Here is a 19883-nt window from a genome sequence, read left to right on the forward strand (position 1 = left end):
TGATCCTTTTTTCTTAAAATTCTTGAGTTGATAGTTTTTCTTCATTGAAAGACAACAGATTGCATAAAATACGATCGCGAACTGCTTTGAGTTGTTGTGCTTTGTATTGCTCGTGGGAAGCAGGACCAAATTTTGCAAGTTGGTAACTTTCTTGATCCATAATTTGAATTTCAATCGGAAAATAATGAGCAAAACATTGCGGAATAATTGTTTCCATCCAGGGTTCTTGGCGTAATGCGGCAGTATACCGACGAAGCTGATTTGCCATTGATTCTAATACAACAAATGCGGGATTGGGAGTACGAACCAGATGTCTGACTGTAAATTGAAGGGAACGATAATGTTGGCTTGAAAAAGAGTTTACTTTTTTAGGAAACTCTTCGCTTGAAAACCCCGACCACACTAGGTTTTGGCACATAGAACCAAATTCTGCATCTGTTAACGTACCGCATGAGTGCAGTTCTTTTAAAAAATTTAAAGTTTTTTTAGGTTGTTTAACATTTAATAAAGAATTGCGTGTTCGTATAGAAACAACTTGATGTGGAATGATAATATCTGCATCAATTAGTAACTTAAGCAGTAATGGTATTTCGTTAGAGTGTTGCACAACAAAACGAACGCCTAGATAATCAAATACTTCATCAACAATACTATCTGGTTTATGAAGAAGTTTTAAGATAATACTTGTTCGTGTTTTGGCTTCTTTCCATTCTACTTTATTTAACGAAACAGTTAAATTTTTAAAGGTGCAGCGTAATGTTTCGTTACTGTTTTGATAAATATTACTACGAATTCGTTTAAAAATTTGTTCGCGAGCATCATCGATTATATGTAATCTTCCACTGTACTGTAAATTTGATATTGAATACATCACTTTTAGAATTGCACAACACCAAAGTCTTAAGTAGCGTTTGCGCGGTTTATTTGAACTGGCAAAAATTAAGAGTTCTCGATGATTTTTAATTTGTAGTAATTGTGAAGGAAAGACGAGCTGTTCGCGCTCTTCTGTTGTGAAGAGAACATGGCGGATAAAAAAAACAGCTTCTCCAAAAAACTGTTCAAATTGTTTTGTGTGAATTGGATCGTTTAAGTCAAAACCGCAGTTCTTTAAAAAATTATCTGCTTGTTGCTCTGATGTAAAATTTAAATTTCGCTGCGAAAAAGAATTTTTAAAGCCAAGGATCACTTCAAATTCTTGCCATGGAATTTGCCAAAACGATTGCAGTGATCGGATGTTGTTGTCTTTATAACTTGTTTTTTCTCGCAATGCTTGCATTTCTTTCAAGTAGTAACCCCCAAAACCGACAAAATCCAGACGTTTTCACTCGCTATGAACCTGGAATAGCTATTCTATATTTGTCAGCAATTCATTCAAAAGGAAAGGAGGCGAGAATTGGTTAGCCAAAAAAAACTCTTTGTGACAGCAAGTATTCAATCCTTTTGTATTGTTATGTGTCTATTTTTTAATGCATTGGTGAGTCACGTAGCTTTAAGTGCAGAAGAAAAAAAGAAAGACACGGCTGCCGCAGCAACTCCGCCGCCGCCTCAAGCAGCACCACAAACCCCTGGGCAACCGGGAGTAGGGGCGGGTGTTGGCGGTGAAATGCCTATGGCTCCAGTTCGTTCATTGCCGCGTCACATGGAATTTCCAAGAATTACATATGGTAGTGAACCTTCAGTTGAAGGAGAAATGGAACACCATTTTACTTCAATGCGTTTTTGGTATGTTGCAATTATTGCGTCATGGAATCCTCGTTCTAGCGAAATTGCAGAAGTTTTTAATAAAAACTACAAGCAATTTGCATTGCGAAAGATTGGAGTGATTGCATTGTTTTCGAATGACACAGTGGTTTCTGTGACAGAGTGGCGCAAAAAAAATAATTTGTTATTTTTAAATGATTTTGCTTCACGCAATTTGTTAGATGCATTAAAAAATCCTAAAGTGCCTACAGTTTGGCTTGTTGGTAGCCAGGGAGAAATTTTGCAACGCTTAGAAATGCCAAACAAAGAAAAAATGCTAGAAAGTGTCCAAAAGGTCATGATTTTGACGGGATTTTGAAAAATGCTTTCATTGAAGCGATAAAATAAAAATTAGATTCAAAATCAAAGAAGCTTGTCTGAGGTAGTCCTTTCGGGTATTGTATTTTTTGTTTTATTTAAACCCAGGAGAGAGTTGAATGTTTTGTATGGAAAAGTATAAAAAATGTTTCGACTTTTCCATTCTGGTTCTTCTCACAGTTGGACTAACAGGTTGTATTAATTCTTATAAAGATAGCCAACAAAACTTAATTTTAAAAGGCTCTGTTGCAGAATTAAAAGAAACCGTCATGCTGGATCCGGCTTTTGCGGCGCGCCAAAAACAGGCTGAAAAAAGTTTTTTTGGTTTTTCCGAAGCTATTGATAGCGCTGATTACAACAAAAGTTTGTTATCTGATGAAGAAGAATTTGAAGGAAATGCTGAGAACGGTTTAGTATCTCTTGAAACACGTAATGGAAAATTTGGTGGCCTAGAGATTATTTGGCCTACGGCAGGCAATTTGACTAGTTTATTTGGTATGAGAAAACTTGGTAAACGGACTCGTATGCACGCTGGCATTGATATTGGTGCACGCGTGGGCACGCCAATCCATTCTTCTTATGATGGTCAAGTGTTGTTTGCAGGAGTCAAACGTGGTTACGGGTATTCTGTTATTCTTGGCCATGACGCAGAGCATGAAACACTGTATGCACATATGAGCAAAATTAAAGTGAAAACAGGGCAATTTGTGCGACGTGATCAAGTTATTGGTTATGTTGGCAAAACAGGTCGAGTTACAGGCGCAAACTTGCATTACGAAACTCGTATTGCAGGGGTGGCGTATAACCCATTGCAGTTCCTTCCTCCGTTTGGGGATAAAAAAATGCAAGTTGGTATGAAGACCCCATCTCTTTTGCAACAGCTTAATTACTATTTGAATCGTAATAAGCTAGCGTATAACAAAGCAGACAAAAATTTAAATCAGTAATAATACTGTTTAAAAACATGTAACCTTATGTTGCGTGTTTTTTTTCTATTTTTCTTGTAAAAAACTAAAAATTTTTGCTACAATAATTATGAGTTTTATTAATTTTTATAGGCAGAATAGTTATGTTGCGAAGTAAAATTTTATTAATTTTTTGTTTTATGTCCTCTTTTTTTCTCCCTGTTACTCTAAGGTGACTGGAGAAGAAAAATTTATAAGAAAAAAAACTTTTTATGATACTATGCCCAGTTCTACTAAAGGTGGATCATTATCATACCCAATTTCTAATGATCCTAAAGTAATGAATCCTCTATTAAGTACTGATTCTGCATCGGTAGAAATACAGGGATATATTTGGATGTCTTTATTTTCGATAGATTCTGAAACCCTTGAGTTTATTCCTGCATTAGCAAAAAGCTATACAATTTCTGCTGATAGAAAAAGTTATACCTTTTGGTTAAATGAAGAAGCAAGATGGCAAGACGGCACACCAGTAACAACCAATGATATTAAATTTACATTTGATACACTGATGAACCCTAAAACACATTCCGCCGCATTAAGAAGCTATTATGAAGGTGTTAATTTAAAAATTATTGATAAATATTCTTTTGTATTCTCAGTTCAAGAGCCGCGATTTGATACTTTAAATTTTTTGACATTATTTCAACCCATTCAAAAAAAACAATTTGAAAATTCAAAAGATTTTAATAATGATAAAGGTATTATGAATCCTATTGGCAATGCTGCTTATATTATGTCCAGGTATATGAGAGGACAAAGAATAACTCTAAAAAGAAATAAAGGTTGGTGGGCTGCAAACTTACCTCAATATAAAAATAGATTTAATGTTGATGAAATAATTTTACATATTATTCCTGATTTAAATTTAATGTATGAAAAATTTTTAAAACAAGATATTGATAATATTAATTTTACTTCTGAACAGTGGCATAATAAAGTTACAGATATTGATAAAGAAAAGTTTGGAACACAACCAAATCAAAAAAAATTATGGGCACTTAAAGAAAAAAATAAATCTCCAAAATCTTACACTTTTATTGCGTGGAATTTTAAAAATCCATTGTTTAATGACGTTAAAACTAGAACAGCGCTTTCGTATTTAGTTGACTATAAAAAAATTAACGAAACAGTTTTTTATAATTTATTTACACAAAGTACATCTCCATTTGGATCGTTTACAGAAAATTCTGCATCAGAATTACGAAATAAAGATAAAATGATTAATTATAATAAAGAAAAATCTATAATTTTATTAAAAGAAGCTGGTTGGTTGAATAACGGATCTGGAATTTTATTTAAAGATATTAATGGAAAAAGAGTGCCTTTTGAATTTACTATAGATACTAACTCAAATAATCCTGCACGATTAAAAATTGCACAAATTATAAAAGAAAATTTTAAATTAGCTGGAATAAAAGTGAATATTCGTTCATTAGAATGGAATTCGTTTTTAGATAATATTGATAAAAGAAAATTTGATGCGATTATTTTAGCGTGGAGTGGAGCTATTTTTCCTAATCCAAATCAGATTTGGCATTCTAGTTCTGAAAAAAACGAAGGTTCAAATTTTATTAGTTATAATAATCCTAAAATAGATGAACTTATAAAAAAAGCAAACTTAGAATTTAATTCAAAAAAAAGAAATAAAATAATGCAGGAAATTAATAAGTTAATTTATGCTGATCAGCCTTATACCTTTATTGCAGAACAAAATTTTATATTAGAAGGATTAAATAGCCGAATACATTCGTCAAGGTGGATTGCATCCTATGATTCTGGAGCATCCTCTGATATGTTTTATTTAATGCAGTGAGACTATAATAATATGAGAAGTTATTTTATTAAAAGATTTCTTGCAATTATTCCTATGTTTTTTTTAATGACAGCAACTTATTTTTGTATTCAAAATTATTTACCAGGTGGGCCTGTCCAAGAAACACTGGCAAGTATTCGTGGGTTGGGAGGAGAAGGTGGTGCTGGAAAAAACACAACATTAAGTCCTCAAGATATTCAAAAATTAACTCATGAATTAGAGGTTCAATATGGTTTAGATAAACCAGTTTTGACAAGGTATTTTATTTGGTTAAAAAATATATTTACATTGAATTTTGGTGATTCTATAACTACTCGTGCGCCAGCGATCGATCAAATTGTTGAGCGTTTACCAATATCTCTTTCTTTTGGAATACCTGGTTTTTTTTTGACCTACTTAATTGCAATACCCCTTGGGGTATTGATGGCTTTAAAAGATGGTTCAAAGTTTGATACAGCGGCCACTTTTATTTTATTTGTTACCTATAGTATTCCTGCTTTAGTTTTTGCTGTTGTTTTTTTATTATTATTCTGTACAGATAGAATTCTTCCTTTTGGGGCGTTGTTTCCTTTGGGAGGTTGGCGTTCGGATAACTATGAAACGTTAAGTTTTATTGGTAAAATATTAGACGTTGGCAAACACTTATTTCTTCCTGTTTTGGCTTCAATAATTGGAAACTTTACTGTATTTGCAATGCTTCAAAAAAATAGCATGTTAGAAGTTATTCGATCAGATTACATTAGAACTGCGCGAGCAAAAGGATTGAGTGAAAATATTGTCGTTTATAAACATGCATTAAGAAATGCTTTGTTACCTTTAATGGTAGGTTTTGGTGCTGTATTAGGAACTTTTTTAGGTGGTTCAATTATTATTGAACCAATTTTTGGATTACCAGGAATTGGTGTTTTAAGTTTGCAATCTTTAGCAGCGAGAGATTTTAATGTAGTTATGGCTATTGTTGTTTTACAGTCTATAGCAATTTTACTAGGGCAAATTTTAAACGATATTGTTTATGTGTTGGTTGATCCCAGAATTGAATACAGGTAATATGTATATTTAATATATTGGATTATTTGTATGAAAAATAAAAGAAAATTAGAATTATTTTTTTTGCAAAAAAAAACAAAATTTGGATTGATTATTTTTTTAATTTTGTTTATTTGCGCTTTATTTGCAGAGATTATTTCTAACAATAAACCAATAATTTTTATTAAAGAAAAACATATATATTTTCCATCTTTTATTGAGTACACTCCAAACGACTTTAAGTTACAAGACGTATTTGTCGTCGATTACAAACAGCTTGAAAAAGCAGAAAAAGCTCATGGTCATTTTGTTTTTTCTATTTATCCTTTTTTTCAATGGAATGCAGAAGAACAAACCGCTTTTATTTTAATGCCTCCTTCCTCGTTGCATGTGCTTGGTACCGATAATTTAGGCCGTGATATTTTAGCGCGTTTATTATATGGAACAAGAATATCTCTGAGTTTTGCAATAATACTTTGGCTACTGTCTTATTCAATTGGAACGATAATTGGCGCAGTGCAAGGTTATTTTGTAGGGTCGGTTGATTTTTTATTAGAGCGATTTAAAGAGCTTGCTGCAATAATTCCAATGTTAACTCTCGTTGTTTTAATAACTGCAATCACCAAGAATCAGTCTTTTTGGATCATATTAGGATTGGTGTTGATCTTTGGTTGGATGGGGATTGCAAGTCAGATTCGCGCCAATGTTTTAACTTTGCGAAGACGCGATTTTTGCGAAGCTTCCATAGCGCTTGGTGGAAGTCACTTTCGTATTTTATGGAAGCACATTTTACCAAATGCATTAACCCCAATTATAACTTTAAGTCCCTTTGCAATTGAAAGCGGGATTTCTTTGTTAGCAGCCCTTGATTATTTGGGTTTTGGATTGCCTCCACCTACGCCAAGTTTAGGAGAGCTCATGGCACAGGGACGTGACAACATTCAAAATGCTCCTTGGGTTTTGATTTCGCCTGTTGTCACTATTCTTTTATTATTAATTTCGATAAGTCTTATTGGGCAGGCGTTGCGGGCTACGTTTGATCCAAGGAGTGCTTAAATTGTTAGAGAATGTTTATTTTGATAAGGCATCTAAGTACACAGCAGAATTTGTATTAACGAGTGATCATTCTTTTAGCTTGCGCCTAAATCATACTCCTCAAATGTTAACTGAAAATTCAATACAATCAGACACCTGTTTACCAGAACTGATGCATAGTACAGCAGGAGCTTTTTCAGAAACCATTTATGTTTATCTTCCTGTGGTAAAAGCTGTTATAGAGCGCGACTTGCCTTTGCATTTTTTATCTATTGGTCTTGGATTGGGTTATATCGAAGTGATGATCATTGCTTATTGTTTATCACAACAAAAACAAGTGGCTTCTGTAGAGTCTTTTGAAGCTGTGAGTTTTTTAGGTCATTATTTTATTAATTACTTTTTAGAAAAATATGTGCCGCAAAAGTTTGTATACTGCTATAATGATATAATTCAACGTAATAGTGTTTATTTTGGAGTTAATCAAGAAACTTTAAAAAGTAACATTAAAGATTTAATTTTAAAGAAAAAAATTAATATTAATTCAAAATTTACAGAAAATTCTGCCGTCCAAAATCCTGCGCATGGAATTTTTTTTGATGCATTTAGCCAAATTTCTTCCCCTGAACTTTGGACACAATCTTTGTTTAATAATATTTTTTCAAAAAATTGTAGTGCGTTTGATTGTATATTTGCCACTTATGCTTCTAAAGGTATTTTAAAAACGCAACTAAAAAATCAAGGATTTGTGATTCATAAAAAACAAGGTTTTTTTAAAAAAAGAGAATGTATTTTTGCAGAAAGACAATTTAATAAATTACCGATGTCTTAAAAATTGCATTTTAGTATTTTTTTATTGGTAAAAAAAAATTAATATATTTAATGAAACTAAAATAGGAGCTTTAAAATGTTAAAAAAGTTTTTTATTCTTATTTTGTTAGTGATTGCTGTTTTGATAGGAGTAGGCGCATACTTACCTGCTCAAAGATCTGTGACTTTAACTCATAAATTTAATTATCCTGTAAGAGATGTTTTTGAGTTTATAACACAAATTGATCAATCTACCTGGAGAAGTGATCTTGAATATGTAAAAATTATCTCTAATGAAAAAGGTAGGGAAGTATGGATAGAAAAGCCCAAAAAAGGAATGCCAATTAAATTCGAAACAAAAGCTCTAGTCCCTTATCAAAGATTTGAAATTGTTTATAGTGATGAACCACGTTTTAGTGGCGTAGCAATTAGTACTTTTAAGGCTATAGATAATAATTCAACAGAAGTTATTTTTTCTGAAACATTAAAAACGAGTAGTATTATTTCAAAACTGTTTTCTTATATGTTTTTTGACTTAGAAAAATTTATGAAAAAATATCTTATTGAGCTAGAAGCTGCTTTAGAAAAAAGAAAGCGTTAAAAAAACCAGCCGATTTTAATAATATTCCAATATGGTAACGTTCTTGTTTTTAAATAATTGCCAATATCGTCTTTATTGGCACGTAAAAAATCATTATAAGCTGAAGACACTAAGATTGAATTTAGTTGAGCGGGGTTTTGTGCAAATATTACGTTCGAAAAACTTTCATTGTTTGAGGAAAGTGGTATTTGCGCACCAAATTCTGTGCCAATTGCAAATCCAGAATCAAATACCCACATCCAGCCAAATTGAGGATTAAAATAAAATGTGTTGAGCTTGTATCTTGCAGAAATTTCTACTGGGTTTGAACTAGAGAAATTGGTTGCATGAACATTGGTTTCAATATGACGAATACCAAGTTCTGCACCTGCAAAAAATGCCCCAAAAAATGGATATATCACAACTCTCGTTTTTATATGTTGAATAGATAGTTTAGTTTCATAAATATGGTTTTCATTGGAGTTCCTATTTATATAAGAAAGAAGTCCTGGAAATGTATCGAAATGAATATCCCCAGCACCACCATAGTTAATGCTCAAACCTAAAAATTTAAAAATTTTTGCTTCAATTCCAATAGTAAAAAATTGAAATAAACCTACGCCAAACGTTGGACCTATTATCAGTTGATCAGGATCAATGTCAAAAGTCTTTCCTTGTGCTTGAGCATTGTCTGAGGAAGGTTGCATCTCATTTTTAATATCAGATTTTCCTTGTATTTCTGGAGTTGGTTTGATTTCAGGAGTTGAAGGTATAGTTGGTGGGGCAACAGGTAACCCCCCATCTGTATTTGGAAATAGCTGTTCAGTTTCGTTTAAAGAATTTGTATCAAAACCTTCTGGTAATTTAACTTCTAATGCATCAATTAGTTCTGGAGTCACTGGTTCTGGAGGAGGAGGTGGTGCGTTGGCGATCACTTGTCCCCACTCGTTTTCATTCACAACCTGTATAATATTTGGTGTGCTTGGGTTACTAAATTCAACCGCTCCTTTTGTGACAACCAATTGGGTTTGTTCGGCTCCTGTGGTGACAATATATCCTTCTGTACCACGAATACCCATTACTGCATTAGAAGTTTTAAGTTGTACGTCATTTTTTGCATTTTCTTTTGGTTTGATAAAAAATCTAACTTTTCCTTTAATATTATCAATTACACTTTTTATGCTTTTGTTATTTTCTTCTTTAATAATATGATATTCTTTAATTTTTAACTCACTGTTTTCGTATAAAACAATATCTGAGCCATCAAAAAAAATAATTTTAATCAGAGATTTTTGTTTAGTTGTAATTATATCAGTAATTCTTATTAACATGTTTCTTTGAATGGAGGCATAATTTTTTCCATCAAAAACAATTCCTTCGCCAATGATATTTTCAATTTTACCAACTTCGTTTACATCTGCCCAAGCAAACCGTATGGTTTGAAAATATAAAGCAAAAATTATTATAAAATATAACAAATATTTATATTTAAACATTTTTTCTCCAAATTATATCTTTACTTTATAATTTTAGCATTTAACAATTTTCTTCCCCGGTAAAAATTCACCTAAAGTCGATTTTTTGAACCAAACTTTGCTCAGATTTTTAGTTTTTTTGTGGTGAGTGTTTTTCTCAAAATTTTGTGATGTCTACAAGGTATTTGGCTTTTTTTAATTTTTCGTCTTTAGAAAGTAGTGTTAAAAATTTAGGATGGAAGGGGATAGAATCACTTGAGCTTTCAAAAAATATTTTTTGTTTTGTTCCAGATAAAATAGGATGTATACGCCAATTTTCTTCTAAAGTAACATTAATTACTGGTTGTTCTTTTACTTTTTCAATAACAATATCTCGATAAAGTTGCGTTGTCTCAACAAGTGATTTTAATTTGTGTAAATTAGGAAAGTTACCTCCACCTGCTGCTCGATAATTGTTTGTTACTACTGAAAATTTTTGAGTAGATTTAATAGGTACTTTATTGTAACAAAGATTGATAATTCGCTTTCCATAAGGTTTTGTAATATCTATTTCATAAGTTATGCCATAAATACAATCAAAATTAAATGCGGGAAAATGTGGGCTTAAAATATTTATTTCTGTTGAAGAAGTAACATCAATTTGTGTAAAAATTTGCGCGCCAAATTCTAGCCATGTTTTTAATTGATCACCATTTGTAAGTAATATTTTTATTTCATTGTCGTATGGGTATAAGTTAGAAATGTCTTTGATTGCAAGTGGTCCTTTAGGAATATTTATATAAAAACTTCCGTGAGAGCCAGTATTTAAAGGCGCAAATGCACATAAAATTGGAAGGTTTTCCCATTTTGTATTTTTTAATAAAATTTTTCCAAATTCTAACACGGTTTTTTGAATAAATTGAGATGCATAAGAAATTTGCAAAGTAGAAAACCATGAATTAAAATGCACACTACTTCTACCAACTTCTGACCGAATATAAGATAACACTTTATTATTTTCTTCAGAAACTAAAGCTAATGAATGAGAGTCTGGTTCAACATCTCTGACGTTATGCACTTCTGCAAAGCTTTGATTAATTTTCCATTTATCACGCTTTTTTGTGAGTTCTAATCGAATAACACCCAAATGGCTACCCAATGCACCAGGCATCACAACGGGTTTGCCATTAATTTTTCCAGTTTGATTAATAATTTTATATTTTTCAAGATTATTAAAAACCTTACCGCCAGGAAAAACATTATGTGCATGTCCTGATAATACAACATCAACTTCTTTTATTTTAGTGAGTTCACAAACGGCATTTTCGCAGCCCGTGACATATTTAATTGGAAAGATGCCGCTATGAGCAAGTACCACAACAATGTCTGCGCCCATTTTTTTTAACAGCTTGGCTTGCTGTTTTGTTGCCAGCACCATATCAATGGCGGCTACTTTGTGATGCAGTATGTGTTTGTCCCAAATTAAAATTTGCGGTGGAGCAACCCCTATAAAGCCAATTTTTACAATTTCTTCATTATCAAGTTTTTTTTCTAATATAAAATTTTCAGGAAAAAGGCTTTTACCAAGATGATTTTTTAAATTTTTATTGTAGTGAAATAAATTAGAACAAATAAAAGGAAAGTTCGCTTGATTTGCAACTTTAAATAAAAAATCCAATCCATAATTAAAATCATGATTACCGACTGTTGCAAGATCAAACCGCAAGTAGTTCATAACTTTAATTATTGGATGAATTTGATTTTCTGCAAGCGGGGCTTTACGATTTATAAAATCGGATAGAGCGTTACCTTGGATAAGGTCGCCATTGTCAACTAAAACGGTGTTTGTACAATTATTTTTAAATTTTTTTATAATTGTTGCAGTTTTGGCTAATCCAAAAAACTCTGATTTTTTATCATTGTAATAATCGTACGGTACAATATTACAATGAAGATCAGATGTTTCCAAGATAACCAATTGGTAACACCGATTTGTTGTCATACCTTTTCGCTTTTTGGAAGAAGCGTCACAACAAGGCGGCGTCCTTCCATTCGCGGTACAGATTCCTGTACTACGATGTCTTCGATACCGGACATGAGCTCTTGGAGCGCTTTGTAGCCCAAATCAATGTGTGACATTTCACGACCCCTAAATTTAACTCCAACACGAACACGCGCTTTTTCGGCAATCCATCTTTTAATATGATTTTGTTTTGTTTCAATATCATGTTTATCGGTATTGGGTGTCAAGTTAATTTCTTTGACTTCTATGACAACCTGTTTCTTTTTAGCCTCTTGCGCTTTTTTGCTTTGTTGGTATTTGAATTTACCATAGTCAATTAGCCTACACACAGGGGGTTTGGCGTCAGGAGAAACTTCAACTAAGTCTAGCCCTAACTCTTCGGCTCTTAATAGAGCATCTCGGATGGGTAATACACCTACTTGTTCGCCGGTGTCAGATATAAGACGAACCTCAGGTGCTTTGATGCGTTCGTTGATTCTTGGGCCATCTTGTGCAGGGTTACGAGTTTGTTGGTTTCCCATTGGACGCATATTGTGTGCAATCTCCTTTAAAAATTGGTTATTGGTCAAGTATGGTTTATGCAATATTCACAACTGAAATGTACCATATCTTGGATAAAAAATAAAAAAGAGAAGAAAATCAGCACTTAACGCTACAGAGAGAGATTGTATTTCTTTGTTCTCTGAGGCAGGGATGAAAATTTTTCTTCTCTAGAATTGTATAGCTGCGACGGTATATTAATTTTTGAGCTCATTTGATGTTGGCTTGTTCAAAGCAAACAAAACAGGGGTTGTGCCTGTTCTACGGAGCTTATTTTTTGCTTTTTTGCCCATTTTTGCTTTTTTAGCATCACGACAGCGATTTGTTTTGTCTGTAGGTGAAGTCATGTTTAACCCCTTGAATATATTAAAAAAAATATATAGAACGAACTAAAAAAGTAGTGATCGTCCTTTGAAACTGCAACCATGCCTTATTTTTTTTCATTTGACAAGGTAATTTCTTGTGAATCAGTGACTGAAGGATAAACTTTTTGAACAATCTGAGGACGTGTTCTGACAACGATAGAGGCTAGAGGTTGTGTCTCAATTTACAAATTTATTTTGTGGTCAAATGTTTTCATTTAAATGAGAAATGATTCATTTTTAACTTATTTGTCATTGGTATTAGACGATTTATAAATATTATTTTCCATTTTTATGTTTTAGTTTGGCTAATTACGACAAAAACAATTGAACTGCAAAAGAAAAAACGCGAATTGTTTTTGTGTTAAATAAAATTGTGGTGCTCCCGGGGAGAATCGAACTCCCACTTCCGGAGGAAACGCGATTTTGAGTCGCGCGCGTCTACCAGTTCCGCCACAAGAGCAATGCAAATTAGGAAAGTCTAACAGGTGAGTAGCACAAATGCGTGCTTAACCTAGCGTCAACCATAGCTCCTAATTAGTAATCGTTGCCTATAATGTCAAGAAACTTTCTAAAAAAAATTATTGCATTAAAAACTTGCTAAAATTTTACGAGAACCTTTACGTTCTAATTTATGGAGGAAAAACAATGGAATACTCCATTGTGCAAAAAGATGATGGAAAAATGGTGAATCTTGTTGGAGTGATAAACGAAGACTCGGAGTTATCATTTAAAAATCTTTCTGCAGAGCTCAAAGAAGAAAAAAAAATAAACTTTAATTTCTCGCAAGTTAAAAGTATTAACTCCTTAGGAGTGAGGGCATGGGTGAGTTTTTTACGCTCGCTTGAAGAAGGACGTTCTATTGTTTTTAGTGAATGTCCTCCCGATATTATTATGCAAATCAATATGATTCCAAGCTTTTTAGGAAAAGCAACGATATCTAGCTTTTATGTTAATTATATTTGTGAAACATGTAATAAAGAAGAAAAAAAACTTTTTGAAACTTCGACTCTGCCACCAAAAACATATCCCCCTGTTCCTAAATGTGAAAATGGTGATTGTGGGATGCAAACAGAAGAGTTGGAAGATGAGTACTTTGTGTTTTTAATGCGTTGAGGTGTTAATTGGAAAATCAAAACGTATACGATTCAAGACTAATAGAAAAGTTTGAAGCGCATCGTGATTTTACCAGGGTGTTTTTGGACGCATTTATTTTAATTAATTATGAGCAAAAAGTATTAAAATTTAACGCAGCATTTTGTCAGATAATGGAATTACGTTCAATCGATGTAAGACGTATTCAAAGTTTAAAAGAAATGTTAAGCACCAAATTGCCTGGAAGCGAAAAAAGTGCAATTGAGCAAATTTTAGAATCTTCTGTGCCTACACGAATTGATGAAGTTCCTGCAACTAATCTTACTAATAAAAAAGAACTTATATTGATAATGAGCAGTTATCCGTATAGTGAAGCTGACGGAAAAATGCTAGGGACTTGTATTTTAATGCGTGATGTGACCGCAGAAACGAATTTACAATCTAAGTATAAAGATAAGTCTATACAGTCTATTACTGATCCTCTCACAGGTTTGTATACCCGTAGATATTTTGAAGAACAAATTGATAAAGAGTTTGAGCGTTGTCGCACCAATAATGTTCTTCCAAAACTTGCGGTGATTATGTTTGATCTCGATAAATTTAAGTCTGTAAATGATACCTACGGACATCAAGCAGGAGACTTTGTACTTGCTGAAACAGCGCGTATTCTCAGGCAACAAAGTCGCAGATCCGATGTGCTCGGTCGTTATGGTGGAGAAGAGTTATTGGTGCTAATTTTTGATACTACAGAAAAAGGTGCGGGTACGGCAGCAGAAAAATTTCGACAAGCGATTCAGAATAATGAATATATTTTTAATGGGACACGCATTCCTGTTACAACAAGTGTAGGTGTTACGTTAATTAAAACTTTAGATGATTCAAAAGAAACTGCTGTGAAGCGGGCTGATGAATGCTTATATCATGCCAAAGAAAATGGACGAAATATTGTATTTGTAGATTTTGGTTCAGGTCAGATGTCATTCCAAAATTATATTGCAAGTATTGCAAATTCTTCAGTTCCAGAAAATGGATCTTAAGTATTAATCAATAATAAGATTTGGTAAATCTGTATTTTCTATTGATGAGGGTACGTTTTGTACCATTGCATACCCATACACATCATCTCTCCATGCATAGACTCTATTCACTTTACTTGAAGAAGTTCGAATACGTTTTAGAACTTTTTGTTTTGGAAAAGACTCTAAATTGTTTTTTGTCAGTTTTACAATATAAAGAGTTGCTGGGTGTGGTAGTAAGTTTGATTGGTTATTTGTATTAGAATGTAAGTTAATGCTTACTCCTTGTAAGCCTTTATATAAAAAAAATCGTCCCTCACTCGCTGAATAAAATTGTGATAGTTGGTTTGGGATATTAGGAGTAAAAGCCTGATTGGGTAGAGATTCTAAAGAGAGTTCGGGCAGACCAGAAGCATCACCAACTAAGTCAAAATCTGGTGGTAATGTGCGAGAATCTTGCACCGTTGCAACCATATCAATAATAAAGTCATGGCTCACATTTTCAAAAAATTTAATACTTCCCCACGTTGTTAATGCAGAAAAACATGCTGTTGTAAAATGTGTGAAAAATTTATTATTCTTTTTAAAATAAGAAAAATTTAATTTGTAAAAAAAGCTATGTTTTACTTTATGCAAAAAGCGCCTCTTTTGAGAAAATGTTGCGCTCGTTATGAGATGCTCAAGAGAATGTTTTTTTTGCATCGAAAGTGAGATATCGTGAAAATATTCGTTTACCTGTTGTTTCCATTTATTAGTGTTGTCTTGATTGTCTGGTTGGTGTGGTACCATGTCAATAAACCTCAAAGCGAGAAACATACTTAATGATAATTACGTTTGTAAAGTGTTATTTATTCCAAATTGTTAGCAGTGGGTCTTAATTTTTTTATTGTACGAGATAAGTTGCTCATTACTGTGCCAATTGGGATGTCTAAAATTAAAGAAATTTCTTTGTAAGAATAGTTTTCTGCAGCAAGATAAAGAACGCTCCGTTGCTTTTCGTTTAAACTGCTTAAGCGACTTTTCCAGTTGTCATCAAGAGCTATTCTATAAAATTCTTGTTCTTGTTCTTTTAAATTATTGGTTAATTTTGGTGAGTTTAAATGATATGAATTTGCATCAGGTAGATTATTGTTTATTACTGCTTCATCCAAACTATCATAATTCCATTTTTTAGAAATTGCATGGTTATCAAGATACGTATTTTTTACAATGCGATATAACCAGTTTTTAAAATGATGTTGAATGTCTTGGCTTAAAAATAAATTATTAATATCATTTGTTGTGGAAATATTGTTACAATACTGAGTAACAAATTTTTGAAATGCTTGCAAAGATTTTAATAATGAAGTTTGTAAAATATCTTCAGCGGAACTTCTATCGTGACATAAGCTGTAGCTAAAACGTAACATAGGGTTCCAATATTTTTTAGAATGAAAAACAAATAATGAATTCCAATTGATTTCTACAGAAATAACAGAATCTAAATATTTGGTATTATTCATGCAGTGTCTTTTCTATTATGAACTTTTATTAATTTCTCTTAGTTTCATAAGGTCTTTATCTGTATCTTGAATATCTTGTATGATTTCATAAAGTTCAGTTTCTTTTAAAAAACGATCAATGTCTTCTGGTAAGCCATCTTGATAAGCATCGTAAAAGCTTCTTCCTAGCTCTGCAAAAAGTTCTTTGCGCTTTTGCAAAAGTTGCATTTTGCTAATTTGACGCTTAGCTTCATCAAGACCTCGTATCAATTCTCTTGAGCTTATTTTTGCTGCATCAGTAAGTGTTTCTTGTATTTTTTTCCAGTCAAACGAAAAGTTAGGGTGATTCATCAATTTTTTCTCCATTTTTTGTCATTCAATGCTCGTTAATTATAAGAGCTCCAAAACAGATAGCAAATAGGAAAAGCGAACAGTATGCAAGAGCGCTAGAAAACACAGAGAAAAATACAGAAAGCAACGCTAGCAAAAATGAAGCGACTATAAAAGGCATAGAGCAATTTAAAACCAGTAAAATATTTCTTTCTGGCTTTATCACACCAAGATTCGATAATAAGCTTGTACGAGATTCGTTTTCGCCTTGAATTTTGCTTAGTCGCAGAGTTTCTCTTAAAAATACCAAGATTATTGCAATAACAATAATTTCTTGTGACTGAAAAATAAGGATTAGAGCAATTGGTAATAGATGGAATCCAATAAAAAAAAGTTGGTAAACATAAAATTTATTTATAAAATAAACAAATGCCGCTGTAATAAGTGCTGCAAAGCTTCCAATTAAGGAAATAGACAACTGATGCGCAGAAGATGCTACAATCGAAATCATCACTATTGCAATAAACATCCACAATGGTTTTTGAACATGGTAAAGAGATATTTTAATAGTGCACCTCTTTTAATAAGAACTTTTATACCACTTATCACTCTATCACAATTACTGTATTTAAACACAAAGGCCTTTGCCGAAGACAGCATTGCTATTGAAACAGATGAAGGTTATGTCCCTGTATTTCGCTCAGGACATAATCTATCAATATTTTATTCTGCTGAGTACTCAAAATGGGATGTCAGTCAGAAAATATCATCGAGTTCTAATCAGAAAATCAGCGCTTTTCAATCTCATGCAATAAATTCGGGATTATTTTTAAGATATTCTTATCATATCAATTTGATTTCACGATTTGGTTTTTTTGTAGGTACAACAACTGGTTTTTTAACTGATTTTAACCTTGGTAGTAATACAAGACTGCTTCAAAGTCACGGCTATCTGTTTCCTTCTATTTTAGGGGGACTTACATATAATCTAGCAAAAAGTCGAATACTTGCAGGAATAGAATATAGTGCTGTGTGGTATAAGTTTATGAACGTCAAAACAGATGCTGATATTGTTAAAAATATTTCACCAGTACCAGATATGATCTGCATTTTTTTAGGTTTAGATTACTTTTTCAAAAAAAACAAAGCATTTTCTTTTCAAAGTGGTTGGAGATTGCAGCAGATAACGCCATTAAATAACAATTCTTCTGCTACATATTTAAATACTCTCAGTATCAAAAATAATAGTTATTTTGCAGGTTTTGGTATAACTTTTCAGATTGGCGATATCAATTCAATTATTAATTAATTTAATCAGCAAATTGAATGTCTTTGACTTCATAGTATTTTTCTCCACGTGGAAGACTTACAGCAACAACATCCCCAACAGTTTTGTTAATGAGGGATTTTGCAAGTGGACTTGAAATTGAAATGGCATTATTTTTAATATCAGCTTCTAAATCACCAACAATTTTGTAGCTTTTTTCTTCGCCGTGTGAATCATCACTCACATCCATTAAAGAAACAACAGCACCAAAAACAACTCTATCTGTTTTTCCTTTACCAACTTGAATAATTTGAACTCTACCGAGTTTGTCTTCAAGTTCCATAATTCGGCCTTCAATGAAACCTTGTTTTTCGCGGGCAGCATGGTACTCTGCGTTTTCTGATAAATCACCTAGCGCACGTGCTTCTGCAATTTCAGAAATGACTTTTGGTCTATCAATTGTTTTTAGTTTTTTAAGCTCTTCTTTAAGCTTTTCATGTCCAATTGCAGTAATTGGAATGGGGGAATTTGAGTTAGCTGACATAGTTTAGTTACCTTTTATAGTTTGCATAAAAAAAGAAACAAACCGAACTTTTTTACCAATGTAATTGATATGAAAGATCGATTCGCTAGATTTGCGTGAATAGCAAAGCCATTGATCTTGTTATCAACGAGTATACGGACTGAGCGCGCTTTGCAATGCCCAGCCCGTTTACATAACATGCGAGTATCATGTAATAATCAATGATACATTAAGAAGATAGCATGCTTATTTCTTTGCTTCAACATACTTCAGTCGTAGGTCATAAAGCAAGTTTGCAAGCATTTCCTCTTCTGCGTTTGTTAAGTTACCCTTTGTTTTTTTTTGTAATGTTTCTAAAAGTTCAATATTGTATTTTGCGGATTCAATATCTTTTTGAATTGTTTTACTGTCTGGTTCTGGAACAATTCCAAGCCCCACAAGAGCTGCATTGCCCAATGATAAAACTAATATGTCAAATAAAGAATGTTCCTGCATAACGGCCTTCTCCAAAAAAGTCTCATTTGCTATTTATCATATATTGATATGTTTTGATATCTTTCTTTTTAATGGCAGAGCTTTTAATAAGAAGCTCAAAATATTATTATGATTTTTTATAATGTTCAGGAAGTTTTTCAAGAGATTTTCTTAAATTTCCGCTTGTTTTAGATAATATTTCTTCGGCCAACTCTTTAGATTGGCATTTAAGGTAAACACAAGCAAGCTTTACGTTGCCATGACACGTTAATAATGCTTGTTTTGCGGCCTCAGAGTCTGCTAGGCAGATTTCAGAAATAATATGAATAGCACGATGTTGTAGTTTCTCGTTGCTTGCAACAACATCAACCATATACCCATCATATGTTCTGTTGAGTTTGATCATTAAAGCTGTTGTAATCATATTTAAAATAACTTTTTGCGCGGTTCCTGCTTTCATACGCGTAGATCCTGCAATCACTTCGGAGCCAGTGTTGGTAAAAAGTTTAATTTTAGCTTCGTTAAGAATTGGGGCGTGTTCCAAAGAAGAAATACCGATTGTTAATGCACCAGCTTGGTTTGCAGTTCTTAAAACGCCAAGAGTGTATGGGGTTCGACCGCTCGCCGCAACACAAATTACGACATCTTTAGAAGTTGGCTTAATTTTTATGCAATCATGTTCTCCTTTTTCAATAGAATCTTCTGCATTTTCAACAGATTGTGAAAGAGCTTTGTCGCCTCCAGCAATAAGATAGTGAGTTTTATTTTTAGGCCATGCATAAGTTGGATACAATTCGGCACTTTCTTGAGCTGCAAGTCGTCCAGAAGTTCCTGCTCCAGCAAAAATTAATCGCCCACCGTGTTCTAGCAGTGTCGTTGCCTTTGTGACAGCAGAATCAATATCAGAAATAAGTTGTTTAATAGAACAAATAGAATTGAGTTGTGACTCTAAAATTGTTTCTAAAACTTCTTTATTGTCCCATAAATCAAGATTACTATATTTTTTAGATCTTTTTTCTGTATTCATTTTT

22 protein-coding genes and 1 tRNA gene are annotated in these 19883 nt (G+C 32.8%); 10 read left to right on the forward strand and 13 right to left on the reverse strand.

The window, feature by feature from the left end:
* Positions 1-13: 13 nt before the first annotated feature.
* On the reverse strand, positions 14-1276 hold the full coding sequence (locus Spiro2_RS03115; protein ID WP_338637750.1) for a TIGR04552 family protein: 1263 nt from the start codon (positions 1274-1276) through the stop codon (positions 14-16).
* A gap of 117 nt (positions 1277-1393) precedes the next feature.
* On the opposite strand from Spiro2_RS03115, the gene Spiro2_RS03120 reads away from it, so the two are divergent.
* The 7 genes from Spiro2_RS03120 to Spiro2_RS03150 all read left to right on the forward strand — a co-directional run bounded on the left by Spiro2_RS03120 (position 1394) and on the right by Spiro2_RS03150 (position 8308).
* Positions 1394-2059 (forward strand): hypothetical protein, encoded by a 666-nt coding sequence (locus Spiro2_RS03120; protein WP_338636946.1) that lies wholly within the window; start codon positions 1394-1396, stop codon positions 2057-2059.
* Between the two features lie 118 nt (positions 2060-2177).
* Positions 2178-3005, forward strand: coding sequence for a M23 family metallopeptidase (locus Spiro2_RS03125; RefSeq protein WP_338636947.1), 828 nt, complete (start codon positions 2178-2180; stop codon positions 3003-3005).
* Between the two features lie 190 nt (positions 3006-3195).
* Entirely contained in the window at positions 3196-4839 is a 1644-nt protein-coding gene (locus Spiro2_RS03130; protein WP_338636949.1) for an ABC transporter substrate-binding protein, read from the forward strand.
* A gap of 12 nt (positions 4840-4851) precedes the next feature.
* Positions 4852-5886 (forward strand): ABC transporter permease, encoded by a 1035-nt coding sequence (locus Spiro2_RS03135; RefSeq protein WP_338636950.1) that lies wholly within the window; start codon positions 4852-4854, stop codon positions 5884-5886.
* Positions 5887-5916: 30 nt separating this feature from the next.
* The gene (locus Spiro2_RS03140) at positions 5917-6921 is read left to right on the forward strand and encodes an ABC transporter permease subunit (protein ID WP_338636952.1); all 1005 of its coding nucleotides are present in this window, start codon (positions 5917-5919) and stop codon (positions 6919-6921) included.
* 1 nt (position 6922) lies between these two features.
* Positions 6923-7729: an MnmC family methyltransferase gene (locus Spiro2_RS03145; protein WP_338636954.1), complete on the forward strand. Its 807-nt coding sequence runs from the start codon at positions 6923-6925 to the stop codon at positions 7727-7729.
* A 75-nt stretch (positions 7730-7804) separates the two neighbouring features.
* Positions 7805-8308 (forward strand): hypothetical protein, encoded by a 504-nt coding sequence (locus Spiro2_RS03150; RefSeq protein WP_338636956.1) that lies wholly within the window; start codon positions 7805-7807, stop codon positions 8306-8308.
* Here Spiro2_RS03150 and Spiro2_RS03155 read toward each other — a convergent pair.
* The 5 genes from Spiro2_RS03155 to Spiro2_RS03175 form a co-directional block, all read right to left on the reverse strand.
* Positions 8305-9783, reverse strand: coding sequence for a FecR family protein (locus Spiro2_RS03155; RefSeq protein WP_338636958.1), 1479 nt, complete (start codon positions 9781-9783; stop codon positions 8305-8307). The two genes, Spiro2_RS03150 and Spiro2_RS03155, sit on opposite strands and share 4 nt — an antisense overlap.
* A 136-nt stretch (positions 9784-9919) precedes the next feature.
* Positions 9920-11743 carry a bifunctional 2',3'-cyclic-nucleotide 2'-phosphodiesterase/3'-nucleotidase gene (locus tag Spiro2_RS03160; protein ID WP_338636960.1) on the reverse strand — a complete coding sequence of 608 codons (1824 nt, stop codon included), beginning with the start codon at positions 11741-11743 and terminating at the stop codon, positions 9920-9922.
* The gene (gene infC, locus Spiro2_RS03165; RefSeq protein WP_338636962.1) at positions 11740-12294 is read right to left on the reverse strand and encodes a translation initiation factor IF-3; all 555 of its coding nucleotides are present in this window, start codon (positions 12292-12294) and stop codon (positions 11740-11742) included. Before infC ends, Spiro2_RS03160 begins: the two co-directional genes overlap by 4 nt.
* Positions 12295-12501: 207 nt before the next feature.
* Complete coding sequence (locus tag Spiro2_RS03170; protein ID WP_338636964.1) at positions 12502-12651, reverse strand: hypothetical protein; 150 nt, start codon at positions 12649-12651, stop codon at positions 12502-12504.
* A gap of 392 nt (positions 12652-13043) precedes the next feature.
* A tRNA-Leu gene (locus Spiro2_RS03175) sits at positions 13044-13129 on the reverse strand.
* A 185-nt stretch (positions 13130-13314) separates the two neighbouring features.
* Between Spiro2_RS03175 and Spiro2_RS03180 the strand changes: the two genes are divergently transcribed.
* Positions 13315-13782, forward strand: coding sequence for a hypothetical protein (locus Spiro2_RS03180; protein WP_338636966.1), 468 nt, complete (start codon positions 13315-13317; stop codon positions 13780-13782).
* Positions 13783-13790: 8 nt separating this feature from the next.
* Positions 13791-14798: a sensor domain-containing diguanylate cyclase gene (locus tag Spiro2_RS03185; protein ID WP_338636970.1), complete on the forward strand. Its 1008-nt coding sequence runs from the start codon at positions 13791-13793 to the stop codon at positions 14796-14798.
* Between the two features lie 3 nt (positions 14799-14801).
* On the opposite strand, the gene Spiro2_RS03190 is transcribed toward Spiro2_RS03185, so the two are convergent.
* The 4 genes from Spiro2_RS03190 to Spiro2_RS03205 are packed head-to-tail and all read right to left on the reverse strand — an operon-like array spanning position 14802 to position 17102.
* Complete coding sequence (locus Spiro2_RS03190; protein ID WP_338636972.1) at positions 14802-15566, reverse strand: hypothetical protein; 765 nt, start codon at positions 15564-15566, stop codon at positions 14802-14804.
* Between the two features lie 59 nt (positions 15567-15625).
* Positions 15626-16279, reverse strand: a complete 654-nt coding sequence (locus Spiro2_RS03195; protein WP_338636974.1) for an RNA polymerase sigma factor — start codon at positions 16277-16279, stop codon at positions 15626-15628.
* A 15-nt stretch (positions 16280-16294) separates the two neighbouring features.
* Positions 16295-16609, reverse strand: a complete 315-nt coding sequence (locus tag Spiro2_RS03200) for a hypothetical protein (protein ID WP_338636976.1) — start codon at positions 16607-16609, stop codon at positions 16295-16297.
* 25 nt (positions 16610-16634) lie between these two features.
* Positions 16635-17102 (reverse strand): hypothetical protein, encoded by a 468-nt coding sequence (locus Spiro2_RS03205; RefSeq protein WP_338636978.1) that lies wholly within the window; start codon positions 17100-17102, stop codon positions 16635-16637.
* Between the two features lie 33 nt (positions 17103-17135).
* On the opposite strand from Spiro2_RS03205, the gene Spiro2_RS03210 reads away from it, so the two are divergent.
* Complete coding sequence (locus Spiro2_RS03210) at positions 17136-17897, forward strand: hypothetical protein (protein WP_338636980.1); 762 nt, start codon at positions 17136-17138, stop codon at positions 17895-17897.
* Position 17898: 1 nt separating this feature from the next.
* On the opposite strand, the gene greA is transcribed toward Spiro2_RS03210, so the two are convergent.
* From greA to Spiro2_RS03225, 3 genes are all read right to left on the reverse strand, one after another.
* Positions 17899-18399 carry a transcription elongation factor GreA gene (gene greA, locus Spiro2_RS03215; protein ID WP_338636982.1) on the reverse strand — a complete coding sequence of 167 codons (501 nt, stop codon included), beginning with the start codon at positions 18397-18399 and terminating at the stop codon, positions 17899-17901.
* A 225-nt stretch (positions 18400-18624) separates the two neighbouring features.
* Positions 18625-18873 (reverse strand): DUF1844 domain-containing protein, encoded by a 249-nt coding sequence (locus Spiro2_RS03220; protein ID WP_338636984.1) that lies wholly within the window; start codon positions 18871-18873, stop codon positions 18625-18627.
* A gap of 106 nt (positions 18874-18979) precedes the next feature.
* Positions 18980-19879: an N-acetylmuramic acid 6-phosphate etherase gene (locus Spiro2_RS03225; protein ID WP_338636986.1), complete on the reverse strand. Its 900-nt coding sequence runs from the start codon at positions 19877-19879 to the stop codon at positions 18980-18982.
* Positions 19880-19883: the final 4 nt, after the last annotated feature.

The sequence above is a fragment of the Spirobacillus cienkowskii genome (assembly GCF_037081835.1).
Classification (GTDB): Bacteria; Bdellovibrionota_B; Oligoflexia; order Silvanigrellales; family Silvanigrellaceae; genus Silvanigrella; species Silvanigrella cienkowskii.

What these genes read in the sequence shown, in the direction of transcription:
- Spiro2_RS03190 (WP_338636972.1), bottom strand. Translation starts at nt 15,566, where the DNA reads ATGGTACCACACCAACCAGACAATCAAGACAACACTAATAAATGGAAA.
- greA (WP_338636982.1), bottom strand. Translation starts at nt 18,399, where the DNA reads ATGTCAGCTAACTCAAATTCCCCCATTCCAATTACTGCAATTGGACAT.
- Spiro2_RS03135 (WP_338636950.1), top strand. Translation starts at nt 4,852, where the DNA reads ATGAGAAGTTATTTTATTAAAAGATTTCTTGCAATTATTCCTATGTTT.
- Spiro2_RS03160 (WP_338636960.1), bottom strand. Translation starts at nt 11,743, where the DNA reads ATGACAACAAATCGGTGTTACCAATTGGTTATCTTGGAAACATCTGAT.
- Spiro2_RS03210 (WP_338636980.1), top strand. Translation starts at nt 17,136, where the DNA reads ATGGTAAAGAGATATTTTAATAGTGCACCTCTTTTAATAAGAACTTTT.
- Spiro2_RS03200 (WP_338636976.1), bottom strand. Translation starts at nt 16,609, where the DNA reads ATGAATCACCCTAACTTTTCGTTTGACTGGAAAAAAATACAAGAAACA.
- Spiro2_RS03115 (WP_338637750.1), bottom strand. Translation starts at nt 1,276, where the DNA reads ATGCAAGCATTGCGAGAAAAAACAAGTTATAAAGACAACAACATCCGA.
- Spiro2_RS03140 (WP_338636952.1), top strand. Translation starts at nt 5,917, where the DNA reads ATGAAAAATAAAAGAAAATTAGAATTATTTTTTTTGCAAAAAAAAACA.
- Spiro2_RS03155 (WP_338636958.1), bottom strand. Translation starts at nt 9,783, where the DNA reads ATGTTTAAATATAAATATTTGTTATATTTTATAATAATTTTTGCTTTA.
- infC (WP_338636962.1), bottom strand. Translation starts at nt 12,294, where the DNA reads ATGCGTCCAATGGGAAACCAACAAACTCGTAACCCTGCACAAGATGGC.
- Spiro2_RS03220 (WP_338636984.1), bottom strand. Translation starts at nt 18,873, where the DNA reads ATGCAGGAACATTCTTTATTTGACATATTAGTTTTATCATTGGGCAAT.
- Spiro2_RS03125 (WP_338636947.1), top strand. Translation starts at nt 2,178, where the DNA reads ATGTTTTGTATGGAAAAGTATAAAAAATGTTTCGACTTTTCCATTCTG.
- Spiro2_RS03150 (WP_338636956.1), top strand. Translation starts at nt 7,805, where the DNA reads ATGTTAAAAAAGTTTTTTATTCTTATTTTGTTAGTGATTGCTGTTTTG.
- Spiro2_RS03170 (WP_338636964.1), bottom strand. Translation starts at nt 12,651, where the DNA reads ATGACTTCACCTACAGACAAAACAAATCGCTGTCGTGATGCTAAAAAA.
- Spiro2_RS03225 (WP_338636986.1), bottom strand. Translation starts at nt 19,879, where the DNA reads ATGAATACAGAAAAAAGATCTAAAAAATATAGTAATCTTGATTTATGG.
- Spiro2_RS03180 (WP_338636966.1), top strand. Translation starts at nt 13,315, where the DNA reads ATGGAATACTCCATTGTGCAAAAAGATGATGGAAAAATGGTGAATCTT.
- Spiro2_RS03195 (WP_338636974.1), bottom strand. Translation starts at nt 16,279, where the DNA reads ATGAATAATACCAAATATTTAGATTCTGTTATTTCTGTAGAAATCAAT.